20 protein-coding genes and 1 pseudogene are annotated in these 20,025 nt (G+C 45.8%); 5 read left to right on the top strand and 16 right to left on the bottom strand.

Translation table 11 applies throughout. From position 1 onward, the window contains the following. From ACTRWI_RS19045 to ACTRWI_RS19020, 6 genes are all read right to left on the bottom strand, one after another. Positions 1–418, bottom strand: a 418-nt coding sequence (locus tag ACTRWI_RS19045; RefSeq protein ID WP_499133344.1) for a hypothetical protein, incomplete at its 3' end; no start/stop codon positions are given. 358 nt (positions 419–776) lie between these two features. Continuing rightward, positions 777–2,387 carry an FG-GAP repeat protein gene (locus ACTRWI_RS19040; RefSeq protein ID WP_499133343.1) on the bottom strand — a complete coding sequence of 537 codons (1,611 nt, stop codon included), beginning with the start codon at positions 2,385–2,387 and terminating at the stop codon, positions 777–779. Between the two features lie 9 nt (positions 2,388–2,396). Further along, complete coding sequence (locus ACTRWI_RS19035) at positions 2,397–2,933, bottom strand: hypothetical protein (protein ID WP_499133346.1); 537 nt, start codon at positions 2,931–2,933, stop codon at positions 2,397–2,399. Between the two features lie 54 nt (positions 2,934–2,987). Beyond that, entirely contained in the window at positions 2,988–3,656 is a 669-nt protein-coding gene (locus tag ACTRWI_RS19030) for a hypothetical protein (protein WP_499133342.1), read from the bottom strand. Between the two features lie 27 nt (positions 3,657–3,683). Then, positions 3,684–4,307: a hypothetical protein gene (locus ACTRWI_RS19025; protein ID WP_499133341.1), complete on the bottom strand. Its 624-nt coding sequence runs from the start codon at positions 4,305–4,307 to the stop codon at positions 3,684–3,686. A gap of 47 nt (positions 4,308–4,354) precedes the next feature. Next, the gene (locus tag ACTRWI_RS19020) at positions 4,355–5,575 is read right to left on the bottom strand and encodes a DUF4347 domain-containing protein (protein WP_499133345.1); all 1,221 of its coding nucleotides are present in this window, start codon (positions 5,573–5,575) and stop codon (positions 4,355–4,357) included. A gap of 369 nt (positions 5,576–5,944) precedes the next feature. Here ACTRWI_RS19020 and ACTRWI_RS19015 point away from each other — a divergent pair, with 369 nt between their 5' ends. The 3 genes from ACTRWI_RS19015 (at position 5,945) to ACTRWI_RS19005 (ending at position 9,476) form a co-directional block, all read left to right on the top strand. Further along, entirely contained in the window at positions 5,945–7,192 is a 1,248-nt protein-coding gene (locus tag ACTRWI_RS19015; protein ID WP_499133340.1) for a ParA family protein, read from the top strand. 1 nt (position 7,193) lies between these two features. Beyond that, on the top strand, positions 7,194–8,147 hold the full coding sequence (locus ACTRWI_RS19010; RefSeq protein ID WP_499133339.1) for a ParB family protein: 954 nt from the start codon (positions 7,194–7,196) through the stop codon (positions 8,145–8,147). 225 nt (positions 8,148–8,372) lie between these two features. After that, positions 8,373–9,476, top strand: coding sequence for an ISAs1-like element ISVba1 family transposase (locus ACTRWI_RS19005; RefSeq protein ID WP_499133338.1), 1,104 nt, complete (start codon positions 8,373–8,375; stop codon positions 9,474–9,476). Positions 9,477–9,501: 25 nt separating this feature from the next. Here the strand turns inward: ACTRWI_RS19005 and ACTRWI_RS19000 are convergent. After that, a pseudogene (locus tag ACTRWI_RS19000) lies at positions 9,502–9,594 on the bottom strand (transposase); the annotation flags it as partial. Positions 9,595–10,104: 510 nt separating this feature from the next. On the opposite strand from ACTRWI_RS19000, the gene ACTRWI_RS18995 reads away from it, so the two are divergent. Beyond that, on the top strand, positions 10,105–10,254 hold the full coding sequence (locus tag ACTRWI_RS18995; protein WP_499133337.1) for a hypothetical protein: 150 nt from the start codon (positions 10,105–10,107) through the stop codon (positions 10,252–10,254). Between the two features lie 154 nt (positions 10,255–10,408). On the opposite strand, the gene ACTRWI_RS18990 is transcribed toward ACTRWI_RS18995, so the two are convergent. The 9 genes from ACTRWI_RS18990 to ACTRWI_RS18950 form a co-directional block, all read right to left on the bottom strand. After that, positions 10,409–11,578 (bottom strand): UxaA family hydrolase, encoded by a 1,170-nt coding sequence (locus ACTRWI_RS18990; RefSeq protein ID WP_499133336.1) that lies wholly within the window; start codon positions 11,576–11,578, stop codon positions 10,409–10,411. Between the two features lie 3 nt (positions 11,579–11,581). Next, on the bottom strand, positions 11,582–11,869 hold the full coding sequence (locus ACTRWI_RS18985) for a UxaA family hydrolase (RefSeq protein WP_499133335.1): 288 nt from the start codon (positions 11,867–11,869) through the stop codon (positions 11,582–11,584). A gap of 87 nt (positions 11,870–11,956) precedes the next feature. Next, the gene (locus ACTRWI_RS18980) at positions 11,957–12,958 is read right to left on the bottom strand and encodes an alcohol dehydrogenase catalytic domain-containing protein (protein WP_499133334.1); all 1,002 of its coding nucleotides are present in this window, start codon (positions 12,956–12,958) and stop codon (positions 11,957–11,959) included. A gap of 86 nt (positions 12,959–13,044) precedes the next feature. Further along, positions 13,045–13,806, bottom strand: a complete 762-nt coding sequence (locus ACTRWI_RS18975; protein ID WP_499133333.1) for an SDR family NAD(P)-dependent oxidoreductase — start codon at positions 13,804–13,806, stop codon at positions 13,045–13,047. An 8-nt stretch (positions 13,807–13,814) separates the two neighbouring features. Further along, a complete protein-coding gene (gene hisD, locus ACTRWI_RS18970; protein ID WP_499133332.1) occupies positions 13,815–15,116 on the bottom strand; it encodes a histidinol dehydrogenase in 1,302 nt (433 codons plus the stop codon). A 92-nt stretch (positions 15,117–15,208) separates the two neighbouring features. Continuing rightward, positions 15,209–16,519, bottom strand: a complete 1,311-nt coding sequence (locus ACTRWI_RS18965) for a TRAP transporter large permease (protein ID WP_499133331.1) — start codon at positions 16,517–16,519, stop codon at positions 15,209–15,211. 8 nt (positions 16,520–16,527) lie between these two features. Further along, on the bottom strand, positions 16,528–17,040 hold the full coding sequence (locus ACTRWI_RS18960; protein ID WP_499133330.1) for a TRAP transporter small permease: 513 nt from the start codon (positions 17,038–17,040) through the stop codon (positions 16,528–16,530). Between the two features lie 162 nt (positions 17,041–17,202). After that, a complete protein-coding gene (locus ACTRWI_RS18955) occupies positions 17,203–18,357 on the bottom strand; it encodes a TRAP transporter substrate-binding protein (protein ID WP_499133329.1) in 1,155 nt (384 codons plus the stop codon). A gap of 45 nt (positions 18,358–18,402) precedes the next feature. Then, on the bottom strand, positions 18,403–18,612 hold the full coding sequence (locus ACTRWI_RS18950; RefSeq protein WP_499133328.1) for a hypothetical protein: 210 nt from the start codon (positions 18,610–18,612) through the stop codon (positions 18,403–18,405). Between the two features lie 247 nt (positions 18,613–18,859). Between ACTRWI_RS18950 and ACTRWI_RS18945 the strand changes: the two genes are divergently transcribed. Continuing rightward, positions 18,860–19,954, top strand: coding sequence for a LacI family DNA-binding transcriptional regulator (locus tag ACTRWI_RS18945; protein WP_499133327.1), 1,095 nt, complete (start codon positions 18,860–18,862; stop codon positions 19,952–19,954). The last annotated feature ends 71 nt before the right edge of the window (positions 19,955–20,025 follow it).

Here is a 20,025-nt window from a genome sequence, read left to right as displayed (position 1 = left end):
TGTGGTCAAGCTCTTGAAGCAACGCCCATCCCATCGCTTGCTTTTGGAAAATCTTCATTTCGGAATTGAGCGCACCGGCAGCAAATAGGGTGCTACCGTCCGGACTTAAAAGAACGGTGTTTAACTCATCTGTGATGCCATGATTGACCGCCGTCATGCTCCATGGCTGCGCCCATTGCGGTACATCATCAACGAGGTTGACCTCAAAGACGTATGCGCTATTCACACCCGACATGGCGATGCGCTGACCATTACTGCTCATGATCATTCTTACTGCATGGTTCACCGTTTGGTTACTGCGCAGTATTGCCACCTCATTCCAGGTATCCCCTGTACGTCGGTAGACATACACGGCACCGGCGTCATCGGTTGCCACATCCACACTGGGTGCATACCTCGCCAATACCGCAATGGTCAAGCCATCTGCCGAGGTTTCCGTTTCGTGACCAAATTTATCGCCGACATCGGAATTCGAGGCTTTTAAATAGTGAGTGAAACTGTCGAATTTTTCTTCATATAGACGGCTATTGAAGTAATCAACAATGTTACTGCTTACCGAGGTTATTCATGCATTGCTGTAGTCATTAAGGCTCGGTGCGGTATTCGCATTATCGATTGCATACTTTTCTAAGCTCGCTAGAGCGTTGACGGGCACTTGATCCCGGCAAGCGTCGATAAGGTGTTGTTACTGACCTCTGCATTAATAATTGGTAGATGCATCGCTTTTAGCTCGCCAAAGCCTGCGCTGTGATAGGTTGCGATGCTTGGAGCTGTGGTTATGGTGCCATCGGCGTAATCATCAAGTGTATTAATGGCGTAACCACATTCTCAAGTTCAACCCGCGTGGCGAATAAGGCATCACCAATTACCGTGTTGTAGTTCGCGATATTTTCCGCACGCGGCGCACCAATATTTGCACCCGTATAGTTATCCAACGTTGGCTCAGTATTGGTACTGTCTTGGCTGTAATTACGGATTAATACGAGATGACTTAATTGGTCGACAGTAAGTTGGATTTCTGGCAAGGTTGAGGCTTCATCACCGACATCGACATTGAGTAACGCCAGATTATCTGCCGTGACATTGCTGATCCCCGCCAGTAAGTAATCGTTATCGGTCGGCGCTGGGTTAGTCGCATCCGTAGTGTAAGCGAGGATTTTGTTAATCGCATTCACCATCGGCTGTACGTTCGCCATGTCGGTGTGAGCAAGCAATTGAGTTTGTGAATTCATATCTGCAAGGTTAGAAGCCGTGACATTCCCTATCCCCGCATCTTTATATTGCTGCACAGTTGGTGCGGTGCTGCCCCCTGCCGCCCACGCTAAGATGGCATTCGAAGCGTCCACTCTGGCTTGCAAACCGTCCAAGCTTGTTAACGCATACGGCTCATTGGCTATCACATAAACACCGCCTGAATTTGCGATGCTTGTGTCTGTGTTATCAAATGAAATACCTGTTGAATTCGCATCATTCTCATCAAAGGTGCTGTTTGCATCGAAGTTAGTGACAATGCCTTGATACCCCGTGTCATCGTGATATGCGCCTACCACGACGTCATTACCATTAAATGCTAAGCCCCATGTACCAAATTCATCGGTACGTGAACTTGGTGAAGCAAAACTGTTTTCGGTACTTTGCCATGTGGTGCTGTCTGCATTCGATAAGTCATAGGTGTAGACGGCTTCGGCATCTTGTGTTGATACGGCGAGTTGATCACCAGACCCTGTTAATACGACCCACTCACCAAAATCATCGCCCGCTGCCGCATCACTGGCACACAAGATCTGGGTTTCATTCCAACTGCTACCATCGTAATCAAAAATATACACAGCACCTTGATCGTTGATAGTGATGCTTTCCCCGTCTTCATATTTTGCACCGACCGCTAAACGGTCACCCGCTCGGTTTAGACTGACCGTGTAACCAAAATAATCCCCTCTCGTTCCATTGGAGGCGGCTAAATTATTACGGGTACGTGTCCAACTCGTTTCGCTCGATTGGCGGTAAATATCGACGTAGCCTTGTTGCAAATTCTCGGAGTACGCCCCCACGGCAATCACACTGCCATCTCCGTTGACTGTAATAGAATGCTCACCAAAATATGTGTAACTTGAACCTGAAAATTGTGTTCGATACGTCCAGTTGCCATCCACTTCTTGATGGACACGCACACGACCAGATTGTGTATTGTAATAACCATCACTGGTAACGAGGGTTTTTCCGTCAGCACTTAAAGCAAGGTAAAGACTGGAGTCAGATTCTCCGTGACTATAGTTGGTGCGTGACCAAGTACCATCCCAATCTGGCTGACTATCGACCGTCGGCACATCAAAAATGTAAGCGACATAAGGGGCAAGCATGACAACACGTTCCCCGTCAGGGGTCATCGCCATGTCTCAAGCATGGTTAGAGGTTTGTTCTGATCGCAGAGTTGCCACTTCTATCCATGTGTCCCCATTACGGCGATACATATACACCGCACCAGCATCATCCGTTTCAATTGCTGTACTTGGCGCTCGGTAAGCCAATACCGCAAGGATCAAGCCATCGTCTGAAATCGCGGTTTGATAACCGAAATAATCATTTTCGTGGGCATTAGAGGCTTTAAGATAATGGGTTAAACCATCACGTTTTTCTTTGTCTAAGTGGCTATTTAAATAGTTGAGAATATTACTACCAACGGAGGTAACACCTGCATTGGTGTAGTCTCCCACCGTTGGCATTAGGCTGGTATTGTCGAGGGCATAATTCACTAATGTGCTTATGGCTGCCAGCGCCGTTTGAATATCAGTAAGGGTGGTTAAGGTGTTGTTGACCAGCGCGGTATTCATCACCGCAAGATTGACTGCGCGTGAGGTACTGATCCCTGCGCCGGTAAAATTAGCCAGAATCGGTTCGGTATTGGTCGCATCGGCACTGTAATCTCGGAGCACCAACAAATGATCAACTTGGGTTACCAAGACTTGAATATCGGCAACCGCGACACTTTAACCACCGACATAGCCGTTCAAGGTATCGACGTTATTGGTATCTACCCCACTAATGCCAGCCAAGGTGTAATCCGCATCTGTTGGGATTGGGTTAGTGACATCTGTGGTGTATGCCAGAATTTTGTTTATCGCATCCACCATTGGCTGCACGTTCGCCATGTCTGTATGCGCTAAAGATTGAATTTGTGTGTTCATGTCAGCAAGGTTGGAAGCCGTGACATTTTCTATCCCCGCATCCTTATATTGCTGAACGCTGGGTGCGGTGCTGCCCCCTGCTGCCCACGCTAAAATGGCATTCGAGGCATCCACTCTGGCTTGTAGGCTGTCTAGACTCGATAACGCATACGGCTCATTGGCTATCACATAAGCACCACCTGAATTGCCCAAGCTGGTATCGGTGTTATCAAAGGCGGTGCCAGTAGAACTGGTGTCATTGGCATCAAACACGGTGTTGCTGTCGCTGTTGGTGAGAATACCGTTGTAGTTGTAATCATCGTAGGAAGCCACGACGATAATATCGGTCCCATTAGAGGCAAGTGCATAACTACCAAATTCATCGGTTCTACTTGATGGCGAGCTAAAAATTGTTTCACTGGCTTGCCACTGAGTGGCGTCGGCATTCGCCAGGTAATAACTGTACACAGCCTCGGCATTCAGTGTAGACACCACCAGTTTCAACCCATCGGCACTCAGTTACGTTTGATAACCAAAGCCGTCACTTTCTTCTGCATCACTGGCACGCAGCACCTGAGTTTCACTCCAACTGCTGCCATCGTAATCAAACACAAAAACAGCACCTTGACCTGAAAGACTGTTGGTCGCACCATCTTCTAGCCTCGCGCCTACAGTAATGCGATCCCCGGTCCCAAAAAAATCATCGGTGGCATAATTTGTATTACGAAAGCTTTGCTCAAACCCCCAATTACTGCCGTTATAACGATACACAGACACATAACCAGTATTTCTCTGTTTGAATGCCCCCACTGCAATCACATCACCATTGCTGGACACGGCATTAGAAAAACCCCAATAACTACCGCTACTACCTATAAACTGATTACGATAAACCCAGCTACCATCAATAAATTGGTAAATACGGACACGTCCCGAATTTGTACTGTAAGCATAATCACCAATAACCAACACATTACCGTCGGCACTTATATCTGCAAAGCTCAACGAACTAGTCACGCCTGTATTGATTGACGTCATCGTCCATGTGCCGCTCCAATCCGGTTGACCATCGACTATCGCAGCATCAAACACATAGCTCATTGTACCTGCGGTCATCACCAACCGACGTCCGTCACTGCTCATGCCCATATCATGAGCATGGTAAGTGGTTTGATTGGTTTGTAATATATTTACCTCTTGCCAGGTGCCGCCTTCGCAGCGGTAGAGGTAAATGGCGCCACCGTCATGCCATCGTCAGATATCGCTACAGACGAACCATAGTAGTCATTGGCATGCACATTAGAGGCTTTGAAGTAATGGGTGAAACCCACACGCTGTTCTTTATTCATGTGACTATTGAGGTAGTCAAGGATATTACTGTCAACCGAGGTGACACCTGCATTGGTGTAATCACCCACAGTTGGCGTTGTGCTAGTATCGTCGAGGGCATAGCTTACTAATGTCTCTAAGGCGGACAGCGCCGTTTGAATATCAGCAAGGGTGGTTAAGGTGTTGTTGACCAGCGCGGCGTTCATTACCGCAAGATTCACATCTTTAAGTTCATCAAAGCCTGCGGTGTGATAGGTGGTGATACTTGGCGCAGTGGTTGTAGTGCCATCGGAATAATCGTCCAGGGCATTGATGGCATCAACTAGCGCTTGAACATCTAGTGTAGTAGTAAAATCTAGAGTGCTACTTTGATTTATTAACTCTTGGTTATAATCACTAAAATTTTCAGTACGAACATTGATTATGCTTGCCGACGTATAAGTCGTGTCACTTGGAGGCGTAGTGCTTGAACCCTGCGCATAGTTCTGTAAATCAGATAGTGAAAGAGTATATTGATAGCCTGTAAAGTTGATGGCACTTTTAACGTATGCCTTGTTATCTATAGTATTTGAGGAATGAAACTCTAACCTTGTATCTGAGCCATAGATCACACCAGTTTTGTTAATTGAAGCCGCTAGAGAGATATCGAGCGTATCAGCCAACTCATTAACAAACGTTTTACCCTGCTCTCCTTGAGCTAAATCACAGGCGTATAAATGCCATAGACTTTGGCTTGGAAGAATGCCTTTTAGGTAAGTTAGGTCTGAGCTTTCTAACCAATGTGCATTCCACAATTCTTTCCCTAATTGGAGTTCACCAGGTCGTCCATGAGCAACAATGTTCCATACATTCGCACTCGGATGATTTTCAGCAATTGTAACAAGTTGAGTCATAACTGAATCATTAGGATTAATGATATAAACCGGAGATTCTATGGTTGCTGTCAAATGTTCAATATCTTTCACATTGCTATCAAATATGTAGACAGAATTAATGTATGAAACTGTAAGCTCTTCATGCACATTGTTAGGCCATAATATGGAAGGCAAACACTTCACTATCACTATCACTATCGCAAGCATAATGAAAGCCAATGAGCGATGAAAAATCGACATACCCCTCCCCAAAAATATGGTTCTAAAATAAACCAGATTCACATTTAACGATATGCAATATTTACAGCTCGTCAAATTTAATGTGTTGCGTCCATCGTATCTATACAAACTACTCCTAGCTTCGATCATTGATTGAGTCTATAGCGAACCACCTCGCCCAGTTGACTTTTAGGGAGTACCTGAGTGAGCGATTTAACGGCACATACGATTCATATTTGACTTAATAACAACCCTGACATTTAAACTAATTAAACGCCAATTAACACTTTTAAGGTTTAGTTACTCCTAAAATTGTCTTATAGTACAGAAAAGCGATTAAGGCACTAAGGACATCTCATGAACACTATCATCGACTCATTGGAACTCGTATGTGAACGCATGCGACAAGAACAGGCTGATCTCAAAGCTATTATTAAAGAACGCATGCAAATCAAAGTGACCGACACTGAAGTAGAAGGCCGTGTTGACCGTTTGATCTACAATCATTCATTGAAGAAAAAAGAACTTCAAGAATTGTTTGGTCTATCGCGTGTAACGTTTAATACTCGAATCGATGAAGCGACAGAGCAAGGAGTGATAGGTGCTCCTATCATTCAAGGTCGTACCCATCTTTATAATCGCTTTGATGTGGCGAACATGATGAGTTTCATGGACTTTCCAAAGTACAAACAACGTTTTGAACCGACAACGGTAGTGGTCGAAAACCACAAAGGGGGAACCGGGAAATCGACAACAACAGTGACCCTAGCAACCGCTGCAGCCTTAGACCTTAACCTAAACGCACGTTGCTTAGTCATCGATTTAGACCCACAAGGCTCAACGGGGCAAAACCTCATTCACCAAGCCGATAATGAATCGGTGTACATGACAGCTGTCGATATTGCACTAGCCGACTTAGAACCTGAAGGAGACTTCTCTCAATACCTGAACGATTTTGGATATGACGAACTGGTTAAAGCAATTCCATTCAAAACGCATCTGCCGAATCTGGATGTGATTCCGGCCTTCCCGTCCGACGAACGTTTTGTTGATAGCTATTGGGGTCAAGATGAAACCGGACAACAACAATTAGTGAGCGTTCTACGCGATAAAATCTTACCGGTACTGAAAGAAGAATATGATCTAATATTCATTGATACTCCACCTCAGAACTCGCCAATTTTGTGGGCAGTGAATGAAGCTGCTGATGCGGCACTCATTCCAGTCACACCACGTGAGTTCGATTTTGCCTCGACCAGTAACTATATGGCTACAATGCCAGGTACCTTTAGAGCGCTACCATCGCAAGGCGAAAACCTAAAGTGGGCTAAACTTCTTCCGGTGAACTTTGACGAGAAGAGTGCTCATGAGGTGAAAGTCTTCGACAAACTTCTACGCGCAGCACAGGGGCACTTATTGTCCACCGCAATTCGTCACTCTGAAGCGTTTGTTGCGGCAGCAGAGAGTAACCGAACCGTGCTCGATATCCGCAAATCTGAACAGGTCTGTAGTGGTAAGCAATTTGATTTAGCGATGACGTCCGTTAATGCCGTATACCACCAATTCATCACTGAAATTAAACAACTAGCAGCGAAGGGGCTATAATATGTTACGACCACAAGATAAGCGCACAGGTTTTAACCAAGGCAATCAGCTGGGAAAACGTACAAAGACTGAAAGCCCGAAGAAAGTCTTCACCTTCGCCAGTGGCAAAACTGCGATGGCCGAGCGCGTGATCGTTAAAGCCGATCAACTTGAAAGTAAAACGGTGATTCATCCGCTCAACCCACGTCGTCAAGAATCGCTCTGCTTAGACTCCGTACGTGATATTTTGCCGAGTATTGAAGAAGAAGGTGTACATAGCGAAGGGGTCGCCACTAAAAATGAGCAGGGCATTTATCAACTACTTGATAGTTCACGTCGCCGCTTTAGCTGTATTTATGCGCAAAAAGATCTACCTTTATGGGTAATTGAAGGAGAGATCGAGCAAGCTGACCTTATTGCTTTCATTGGTACGACTCAGTCGGTTAAACGTTTATCTTATCGTGAGCTGGGTGCCGAATACGTAAGTATTATGCAAGAGCATGGTCTTACTAAGATTGATGAACTGGCAGGCCACCTCAATATTGGTCGAGAAACGTGTCGAAAACGCTTTGCTGCGGCAGCCATTGACCAGCGTATGATTGAAATCTTCCCAGATTGTGAAGGTATCCCCAATGGCTATTATGCCAAACTTGCTAAAGCTGAAAAGCAAATAGAAAAAGAAAAAACGTCTATTTCATGCTTTCTCAGTTCACTGACGTTTGATTTTGACAACGCTGAAAGTGTGGAAGACAAACAAAAGCACGTGCTAGCGGTTATTGAAGCTAAGCTTGCGAAAAAAGTAACCAAAACGTTTTGGAAAACCGAGCCGATAGCAACGTTTGCAGATAAAAACCAATACGCTAAGGTATCTCGCAGTAACGATAATCGTGGCTTAAAGATAGAGTTAAGCCGCTTGCCTGCTGAGATGTACGATGAAATCGTTAAATTCGTTGCGGAGAAGATCAACCAGAATTAATACTTAACCTGAGATCGATTTAAGCCATCACCATCAACTCTGTTTTTCTGCGCTTGTGATGTTAAGTGATGGCTTTTCTAGTGTTAGGCAATAAGCAATTAGTCCACCCACATATAAGGGCGGGATCGAACTTTAACCATTGAAAATAATGGATTTATTTTACAGAGAACTTTTTTAGATAATCACGATCTGATCATGAAGTAAAAAAACATGAGAAATTCGCACATGATTATCATTGAGCAACTAAAAAAAGTGAAAGATACCCGTTCGCACATCAATCAAGTTTATCCTGTTATGGAAGTCGCTTTCGTGGTCATAACAGCCATGATGTGTGGTCAAAATAAATGGACAGAGATTAAGGATTTCGGTGAAGGAAATATCGAGTGGTTACGTGAGTATTTCCCCTACGAAAATGGTCTTCCCACTCGACATAATATAGCTGCGATCATGAGATCCGTTGTGCCAGAGACGCTATTGGAAGCTATGGTGGGCTGGGTCAATTTGCACAGAGAGAAGCATGCTCAGCCTATAATCAGTGTTGATGGGAAGGTTCTAAAAGGGGCAAAAGCAAGCAAACAACAGCACCCCCTCTATATGGTTTCGGCATTTGATGTAGACGAGGGTTTGACTCTCACACACCAACCTTGTGACGGCAAAGGTATGGAGCTGCGAGCAATAAGAAACATGCTAGACGCTTTAGATATCAAAGGATGTTTATTAACTGCTGATGCCCTGCATTGTCAGGTTGAAACACTGAATAAAGTAGTTGATAAAGGTGGAGATATCCTAGTACAAGTTAAACTGAATCAACCAAGTTTATTAGCAGAAATTGATGTGCAATTCCAAGACTATTGGGCTTTGCCTGAAGATAAACAAGAATCATACATCACGGAAGAGAAAGGGCATGGTAGAAAAGAGGTTCGTGAGATTTACGTGCTTCCTGCAGCCTTCAGCGAAGCACTCAGACAGAAGTGGTGTCTCGTAAAAAGCATTGTTGCAGTGGTAAGAGATAGGAGTGTCAAAGGGAAAGGAAGTTATGAAACTTCGTACTATATTTGCACAGACCATTTATCTTTAGAGTTAGCCTCAAAGGCAACAAGAAAGCATTGGCATATTGGGAATCAGCAGCACTGGGCGTTGGACGTAATTTTCAAAGAAGACGAGCAGCGAATTTACGCTGGGGATTCAGCGTTGAATATGGCTTGTTGTCGTCATTTTGTGCAGAACCTATTTAGAAAATCAGAGGGTAACTTGTCTGTACCAAGAAAGATGAACCAAGCCGCATGGAATAAAGATTACAGGGAAAAAGTTCTTTTTACATCACATTAACAAAGTATATTCGCGCCCTTACCCACATATAGCTATGTAAGCTGCTGTGTCTTGAATGCTCTATCGGAGATATGTTCTTTAACGGATCAATAATAGTTTCAATAATGAATCTTTTTGATCATATCGCCCATCTCTAATCAGCAAGCACTTTGAGTTTTATATTCTTGTGATGAGTCTCTTTTGAACAAAAGATCTGACCGAAGAGTCCGCTATTAGTTTCCTTTTTTTATACTTAACACAGGGTATTTAGCCCCACCATAAAGTATTTTTTTGGGGACAATGGGGGTTGTTCTTCGATGAAACATAGAAAAGCGAGGTGCATTAACAAAAATTTAGCACTCGACCTGGGGCGAATATGCCTTGTTCATCTTCCTTGGTACGGACAAGTTATCTTCCGGATGCCTAAATAGCTTCTGAACAAAGCTATGATTACAAGTCTCTTGATATACCTATCACGATTCAAATCCGTGGGTGTTCTTGACGATATTGCTTAAGAATGTGCTGTTAGAGCTGAAGGCTATAAACTTTGCTCTTCAACTTGAAAGTCTGAACAATATTCTCTGGAACTGACGTTATCGGGGCAGCTGCATAATATGCACCAGAAAGTGCTATCGAAAGGTATCAACCGATGACTCCGTGGCGCGATGATATCACATATTGGTTAGACGATGCGCTGCGAAAAGCTTGTCATCCGGCCCCAGAAATAAGGAATGAGGCATTATCTGAATTGCAAGAAGAGCTACGTCGCCCTAAATCGCATTTTATCGCTGCACAGTAGCTTCGACCGCTCAATGAGAGAAACCCCGTGCGTTTTTAGCAGTCTTTTTGCTAGGTTTTGTTCGGAATAGTCTTACTGCAGTGGATACACTAAAGTAGCGTGTCTCGCCTTATTTGTCAGAGACACGCAATATTTCTTAGTGTTCAGGTAACACTTATGCACTGCGATAGAGCTTGGTAAACACGAACTCGCGGTGTCCCAAAGCTTCTGCTGCGGTATAGCGACCGTTTGCGGTACGTAATGTCATGTCAATCAGTGCGTCGCCTGCTTGATCCATATTCAACTCTCGGCGCAAAATACCAGATACATCAACGTCTACGTGCTCGCCCATGGTACGCACTGTACGTGGGTTGGCTGTGATCTTTATCACTGGCACGATCGGGTTACCGATGACATTGCCCTGCCCCGTTGGGAACAAGTGCACCGCAAATCCAGCTGCTGCTTGCAAGGTGACACATTCTGCCGCAGCAGATGAAGTATCCATGAAATACAAACCTGGGCCTTTTTCTGGACACTCAGCGGGTTTCAATACATCAACAAATTGACTAGTCTTACCGATTTTCTGATAGTTACCAAAGGCTTTTTCTTCGATGGTGGTGAGTCCACCTAGGATATTTCCTTTGGTCGGTTGGCTATCAGAAAGATCCGATGTCTTATGTGGTTCGATAACCTCGTCCATATAGGCTTGCCAAGTATCAAGGAACTTTTGTCCTGTCGCCTCGTCTGCGGCGCGGGTAGCGCAAATCTGCTCTGCACCTGTCAATTCAGAAGTTTCGCCAAAGCATAAGGTTGCGCCTTGCGCCGTCAGTTTGTCACACAGATCACCGCAGGTTGGGTTCGCTGCCAAGCCTGACGTGGTATCTGATTCACCACACTTCATTGAGATCCAAAGCTCACTGATATCGCACTCTTCACGTGTAATCTCACTTGCTGCCTGTACATACTCTTTTGCCACGCGCGAGGCTGCCGCGATGGTGTTAATATCACCATTTTGCTCAATAGCAAAGCCCATGACTGGCTTGCCTGATTCACGTATCCCCTCGACAACACGTCCGGTCCACTCAGGTTCGATACCAATAACTACCACAGCAGCAACGTTTGGGTTACAACCCGTGCCGATCAAGGTACGAAAGTGAAGCTCTAAATCTTCACCAAATTGTAAGCGACCATAAGGGTGTGGCATTGCCAACGTCCCTTTGATGTTATTCGCTACCGCTTCACAAGCCGCGTTCGAGAGATCATCAAGGGGAAGAATGATGACATGGTTGCGAACACCTACGCGGTCATTTTCACGGCGATACCCCATAAAAGTTGTCTTGCTCATAACTTACCACCTTTTCGTCTTAACATTTTGGACATGTACATGTCCGCCTTTTTTGATATCCGCAACGGCTTTACCAATATCGTTGCTGTATTTCATGATTGTGTCGCCATCGCTAATATCACTTAACGCGACTTTGTGACCCAGCGGAATAGGGTCGAGTGATAAGACGGTAATGGTTTCATCGGTATCCATTACCCACCCTGTCAGTGTTTGGCCTGCTTCTATGCCCTCGACCACGATGACACCAACCGTATCGATTGAGTCATGGACGAGAAAATCAGGTGCACTCATAATCATCTCCTTTTGATTGAACTTTTGATAATCACCTTGAGTATTAAGCGGGTTGCTCAACTCAGTGCGTTGTTTAGTTGAGAGGCATCAAGCCTCGGGTAGTAGTATCACTTTGGCTGCCGACACATTGCCGCCCAGTAGATCGCGAAAAGCTTGGTTTCCCTCACTGAGTGGTCGTGTCTCAAACCAATCTAAGTCACCAAGTAAACCGTTGTTCATGGCCGCAACAGTGGCGCGGAAATCGAGCATGGTGTACGTGTAACTGCCTTTGACCAGCACCTCTTGCAGGGTGACCTTTCGGATATTGAAGCCGTCGCTGTTGTCTAGCAAACCCACATGAATAATGATCCCACCGGGGCGAATTACCGCAGAAGAAAGCTCGCGTGTGGGTTTGGCGCCGACACAATCAATGACGATATCAATACTGTTGTAACTCAGTGGGTGTTCATAGGTTGGGTCGAAGGTGGTACAGACCTCGGTTTGATTCACCGTTTTGCGTCGTAAGGCATTGGTCTCAGCCAGCGAGATGTTGCGACAACCATGGGCGTGCAGAGAAAGGGCAGCGGCTAGACCAACCGCGCCGCCACCCATCACCAGCGCACGGCACTCATTCAGCGGGCGGTTGCTCAGTTGCTCTGCTGAAACAACTGCATGCCACGCGGTTGCGACGGGCTCAGTTAACGCCGCTTTGGTTGCCGATAACCCATCGGGCAGGGCGACCAAATTGCTTTCAGGTACGGCAACACGTTGAGCGAATGCCCCCTGACGTGGCTGCATCGAAATGATCTCTCTGTCAGGGCACAAGTTGGCACGGCCACTCATACAGGCTTTACAAATACCGCAGCTGACCAACGGGTTGATCACCGCCATTTTTCCATCCAGTTTACCGCCACTGACCACGCCCGTTGCTTCATGTCCTAAGATGAGAGGCGCGGGGCGTCGCTCGTCATGCCCTAAGTAGGCATGCAGATCTGAACCGCAGATGCCCGATGCGCGAATGTTGACCAAAACTTCATCGTCGCGAAGCGTTGGCTCATCAGTATCGGTGTAATTCATCTGCTCAGTCTCTGTATAAACTAACGCTTTCATAACAGGAACTCCTTCTCCTCGTAATTTGCTTAATGACAGATTTAGTCGCTAGCTCTTTGGCGTAGCAAGATGTTTGACAAAATGCACTATTTGGCGAGATAACCGCCATCAAGGGCGATCACCTGTCCAGTGACATAGTCGGATGCATGTGAGGCTAAAAACACACTTAAACCGTCAATATCCTCAAGCTGCCCGTTACGTCCGATAGCTGTCATCGAAGCATGATGGGCGACAAGCGCTGCGTTGCTGAATACTTTTTCTGTCAGTGGCGTTTCAAAAAATCCGGGTGCAATCGCATTAGCATTGATGCCAAACTTCGACCATGCCTGTGCCATCGCGCGGGTTAATTGCGTGATGCCGCCTTTTGTCGCGCCATAAGCGATAGAGTTATCGAAGGCGCGATAAGACTGTAGTGAAGCAATGTTGATGATCTTGCCGTAGCCTTTCTCTATCATTGCGGGCACTAAAGCCTGACAGAGGAAGAAGGGCGTACTCAAATTAATATCTAGCGTCTGCTGCCAACTTTGAGGAGTGATCTCGTCAGGTGCTTGGCGCAAATTGACTCCTGCTGCGTTGACGACGATGTCGGGTGCACCGAAGGGTATTGATATCCGCTCTGTAACCGTATCGATGTCGTCGAGTTTGCTAAGATCAGCGCTCACACATACGGAACTGCCGCTTATGTCTTCAATTATCGATTGTGTTGCTTCGAGAGCATAAAGTGTTCGGCCAACTAACACTACCCTTGCGCCTGCTTGCGATAAGGCATAAGCGATACGTTGCCCAAGTCCAGACCCTGCTCCTGTGCAAACGGCGACTCTCCCAGATAAATCAAATAACGCGTTCATCTCAACTCCTATGGCTCTAGGTCGAAGGTTTCGTCAGGGAAGTATTTTGCTAATCTGGCGTCACCAGTTCGCGCGTGTGCTTCCATGCCTTCAAGGCGAGATATACGGGCAGTAACTTGCGCGACATCGCGGCAACCTTCTTGTGTTGACCGCTGGTAAGTGACGGTTTTAATAAACTTACCGACGCTCAATCCGCCAGTGTATTTCGCTGCGCCTTTTGTAGGCAGGATATGGTTGGTGCCAGAGGTCTTGTCGCCAAACGAGACATTAGTCTCTTCCCCCAAGAACAGCGAGCCATAGTTACGCAAGTTATCTAGCCACCAGTTGAGATCTTCAGCGTGTACTTCTAGGTGCTCAGAGGCGTACTCGTCACTGAGTTTTACTGCTTCTTCTCTTGTCTCTACGACAATCACTTCACCATAGTCACGCCACGCCTCGGCAGCAGACTTTCGGTTTAGGTCGGGCAGGGTAGCGATCAATTCTGGCATTCTGTTCATCACCGTGTGGGCGACTGCCTCAGATGTCGTGATCAGCCACGCTGGAGAGTTGTGACCATGTTCGGCTTGCCCTAGCAAATCGACTGCAACGAGCTCTGGGTCTGCGTTTTCGTCAGCGATCACCATCACTTCAGATGGGCCTGCAAACATGTCGATACCCACGCGTCCGTAAAGCTGACGTTTCGCTTCTGCAACAAACTGATTACCAGGCCCGACCAAAATATTAGCGGGAGCGCCTGTAAATTGCCCAAACGCCATCGCAGCAATTCCTTGCACACCGCCGAGATTCAAAATAGTGTCAGCACCGCAAAGATTTAACGTATAGAGGATCGCAGGATGAATGCCGCCTTCGCGTCCCGGTGGTGAGCAAGCGATAATGTGCTCAACGCCAGCGACTTTAGCCGTTGCCACCGACATTATCGCAGATGCAACATGGGAGTAGCGCCCACCGGGGATATAACAGCCTGCCGCTTGCATCGGAATCAATTTCTGACCCGCAAATAGCCCCGGTGACAGCTCAACTTCAAACTCTATTAGGCTGTCGCGTTGGGCTTTGGCAAAGTCACGAATCCGTTCATAGGCGAACTGAATATCTTTCTTCAGTTGTTCAGGAACTCTATCAGCTGCAGCTTCAATCGCCTCTTTTGATACCACAACGTCACCATGCCAATTATCAAATTTGCGTGTGTAAGCAATCGTGGTTTCTTCACCACCGACTTCTATCTCTTTAAGCATGCCACTGACAAGCGCTTGTACATCATCTTCGCCTGTCGCAGCTGTTTTCCCTGCTTTTTTCAAATATGTGATAGCCATATTTCATTTTCCTCATTAAATGAAAGACGTCGTTCACCCGCCGACGTCACGGTGTGAGTCGGGTAAATACTGTCTTCGACGTGCTAGTTAATTCAATAGATTGCCCAAAGCGATAGCTCGGGAATAAATGCTAGCAATAACACAACGGTTAGCATTGCAATAACGTAAGGCCCAGATCTCGCCGCTATTTTTAATACGGATGTGCCTGTTAAACCTGAAACAACAAACAGGTTTAAACCTAAGGGTGGTGTAATAAAGCCAACACCCAGTGCTGTGACCATCATGATGCAAAATTGAACATCTTCCATACCGATTTCCCTTGCTAGAGGCAGAAGAATAGGAGATAAAATCAATATGTTAGGCGTCGTTTCCATAAAGCACCCCGCCAATATTAAAATACCAATCATGATGAGGATTAATACCTCTCGACTATCGGTAAACGATGTCATTGTCTCTACAAAAAACTGCGGTACTTGCAACGCGGCTAAGGTTTGGGCCAAAGGTAATGAGAGCGCAATAATGGGTAAAATAACGCCGTTAACTTTTGCAGAGCTTTCTAACATTTTTGGAAAATCGGCTAATGTCAATGTGTCTTGAAATAGCCCAATTATAATGGTGATAACAACAGCAACGGCTGCTGCTTCTGTTGGGGTAAAAATACCGGTGTAAATACCCCCCAAAATAATGAATGGCACCATTAACGCGTAACGCGCATCAACAATCACAGAGAACCAACGCTTTAACGAAAAGCCTTCGCCAGCATTTTCATAACCATATATGCGGTTCATAATAATATTGGTGACCATAATAGAGCACATCACCATGACCCCTGGTACTGCTGCTGCCAAAAATAGCGTTGACGCAGAAATACCTAGCACCAAACCAATAATGATGTAAGCAATGGAAGGCGGAATTAGAATGCCCGTACACGAGCCTGCAGCGACTAACGCGCAAGCATATGGTTTTGGGTAGCCTTGCTTAACCAAGCGATCTATGGTCATACGGCCAACGGCTGCTGCACCAGCGGCATCGGATCCTGATATACAGGCAAAGAAACCACAACCGAGAACGGTAGCACTGCCAAAACCACTTCGAAACCCGCCAACAGTCACTTTGGCAACGTCCAACAGTTTATTTGAAAGCCCCGTCCTTACTAATACATCACCTGTAAGGATGAAGAGCGGTACTGCAATCAAGGCAAATGCATCGATGCCATCGAAGAGTGCTTCACCAAAGAGTGACAACGGTAAAACTTCAGTAACGTAGAGTAGGGCGATTGTGCCAATACCCAATGAGACCCACACGGGTACAGCCAGCGCGATGAGGATCAGTATGGCAATTACTGGCCCGTAAAACTCCCAGCCCAGATCGATAGCAACAGATTGTTGATAATAGTTCAGCATGGGATCTCCTAATCAAACAGCCGATTGCCTTCAAATACAGGCGATCCCTGCAATAGACTTCGAACATCTCTTTTAAAAGATTGGAAGAGACGGAAGATCATCATGGCGGTACCAAGCGGTACGGCAGCAAAGAACCATGCTTGGCTAATCCCCAATCCATGGGTGACAGAACCGAATTTGAGTGACACCAAAATGGGATGTATAGACCAGTAGAAGGCAAATAGCGCCAAAAATAGCGTGACGAGATCACCGAAGATATACACTAATGCCTTACCTTTTTGTGGTAGGTAGTGCAGTAGAACATCAATGCGAATATGGGCTCGCTCTCTCACGGCGGCTGACGCACCAATCCAAGCTAGATAGATAAAGGCGTAACGTGCGATCTCTTCCCCCCAAATAGAAGAATAACTGAATACGAAGCGACGAATGACCTCCATGGCAATCGTTATGACGATGGTGGAATAGAAGACTAAGAGTAACCATCTCTCACCGTTTTCATCGATCTGTCTTAATAATTTCATCGAAACATCCAAGGGTTAAGCATCTCTACAGAGAAGGACAAGGTGTATTTCTTGGCTATTAAGGGGCAACCTCCCACCACAAATTGGAGGCTGCTACAGCAATAGCGTATGACATGCTCAAGCAACATTCGAAAAGATGTTAGCATGGGAGTGAATCACGGATTAAACGTCGTGAACGTAATATTTACTTGGCGTGTTTGCGCCTTCTAGAAGTTTATCGAATACGGCTTTCGAACCAGCAAGTTCGACTTTAATCGCATCCCACTCTGGACGTTGATGACCTGCTTTTTCAACCCATTGCGCCATTTCCTCAGCGTTAGGTGCATAGAATTGAACCCCAGCATCACTAAGCTGAGACATAGCGTACGCGCGAGCAGCAGGCACTTTAGCGAGGTTTTGCTGTGAGGTGATTTCACTAGCAAAATCAATACCTTGCTGAACTTCTCTTGGCAAATTATTGAACCATTCCAGATTACAAGAGAAGACCTGTGCATCGGGCACCGAGCGATTGAAAGTCACCCATGAAAGGACATCTTTAAACCCAAACACATTCAATGCTTCAACTGAGGGGTCTAACGCATCGGCAACACCTTGTTTGATTGCCGAGGGCGTTTCGCCCCATGCAACCGGTGTTGGGTTTGCGCCGAGCAGACGATAGAATTGTTGTAAAATTTTCGAACCAGGGACTCGGAACTTTATGCCTTCCATTTGCTCAGGCGTTCTAATCGGGCCATCGATACCTTTGCGCAACGCGACAACGCGAGGGTCGATACAGACATACCAAAGCGGTTTAAAGCCTTTAGCTTCTACTTTCGGGTTTATTTCACTTCGCCATGCATCTGAATTCACCAAATTGATAAATTTTTGGTTTTCACCACACCAGTAAGGCACATTAATAAGGTCGACCGCCGGCGCAAAAGGGGCAAAGTTTGAAAGAGAGTGCTGCGCCGCTTGAATCGTACCTGATTGAACTTTTTGTGCCAGTGCACCACCAGTACCCAGCTGCCCACCCGGTGCGAGCTTAACGTAGACGGCACCGTTGGTCATATTCTGGATATTTTCCTTAAAATCCAGCTGCAAAATAGGGTAACTACGCGATGCCCCAATGATATATGCCGTTGCAATTGTCATGGTGTACTTGGCGCGTATTTGACGCTCTTTTTCTTCATTTACCGCTTCAGCAGAGGCGGTAGCAGAGAATAGGGTACCCGATGCACCCGCGACGACGGCAGCAGTGAAGCCTGCTTTAGATACGATCTCAAGAAAGCGGCGACGGCCTTCCTGCTCTAAAGTGTTATCGTTGTGTTTAGCAGACATAAATCTAATTCCTTTCTGAGTTAGCGTTGAGAGTTTGCATTTCCATTAGCGTTTTTTTTCTGCTGATAGGATGTCAATAACAAACGTGAGTGATGCGAAAAACAGCAACAAAAATTCTCCAACATCACCAATACGGATGATTGAAGTCTCCCCTAGAGAAATTTGGATCTTGGCGGAGATGACATTGAACAAGTAGAGTGCAAAAAACAGCATTGGTAGCGTATTGCTGATAGTGATTTTGCTTAAAATCGGCATGTATGCTTCCTCACAGTTGGATATTTTTACCTCTAAGAATGATGGCGCAAATTGGTTGTATCGCTTGTTAATATCTCTCCATGGTATGCACCAGTTTGTAAAATCGCACACAAATGCAAGCGCTTACATTAAAAAAGTAGAAGCCGATTATAAACCTGTCAAGGAAATATATTATTTTTTAAAAGAATAGATTTCGACTTACTGTTAATATGAGGTCCAGTCTGGATATTGAGCGGGCAATTAGATTATGGTCAAACAGAATAGAGAAAAACGTAAGCGCTTGCAGAATAAGTCAAATCCTCGACCGACCATCGACGATGTTGCAACTTTGGCAGGTGTATCTACCGCGACCGTTTCACGGTATTTATCAAATGTCAAAAATGTGAGCCAGAAGCGAAGTGAAGTAATTCAGGCGGCTATTGATGAATTGGGATATATTCCCCATGGTGCTGCTCAAGCTTTAGCGAGTCGACGCACACGTACTATCGGCGTGATTGTACCGACATTGAGTAATGCTATTTTTGCTGAGGGGATCGAAGCATTTCAGCGAAAGTTACAGGAGAGGGGTTATACGCTGTTCATAGCCAGTTCGAACTATTCACTTGATGAAGAGTTGATTCAAGCGGAGCGACTTATCTCACGTGGCATTGAAGGCTTGCTGCTAGTCGGCTCTAAACACCACGAAGCGTTATTTAAAATTTTAAAAAAGAAAAAATTTCCTTACTTATATACTTGGGCGTTTAAACCAACAATAGAACATCCTTGTATTGGCTTCGATAATAGCATTGCAGCGGCAAAGATGGCCAACTATTTGGTGGATATTGGTCATAAGAATATTGCGATTATCGCTGGTATCACGAGTAAAAATGATCGCTCTGCTGATCGTCTAAATGGCACACTGACCGCCCTGAATCAGCGCGGCGTGGAAGTAATGCCAACGCATATATTGGAGTGCAGTTACGATATCGGTCAAAGTCGGCAAGCGGTCAAGCAATTATTGAATGCGGTTGAGCGGCCCACAGCGATCATCTGCGGAAATGATGTGTTAGCGTTAGGCGTGATACTAGAGTGTCAAGCGCAAGGTATTCTCATCCCAGACGATATATCTGTCACTGGCTTTGATGATTTGGCCCTGTCTAGTCACTTTCAACCCGCATTAACGACGATACAAGTACCATCCATTCAAATGGGAGAGGACGCAGCGGATTACTTGATCGCCGCGCTAGAGCACAGTGAATACCCCGAGCGAAGAGAGCTAGAAACTCACTTGATTGTTCGTCAAACGACGTCACCGCCTTTGATTAAGAGAGACAATATACCCGTGAACATTGAAGATGCTTGACTTTCTTTAGAATCAGGATCATGCTTCGCACCATGAAAACAATACTGACTCCCCAACAGAAACTACAACTC

The organism is Pseudoalteromonas sp. G5_S1_14_S5 (assembly GCF_054968605.1).
This window is presented reverse-complemented; position numbering and strand designations above follow the sequence as displayed.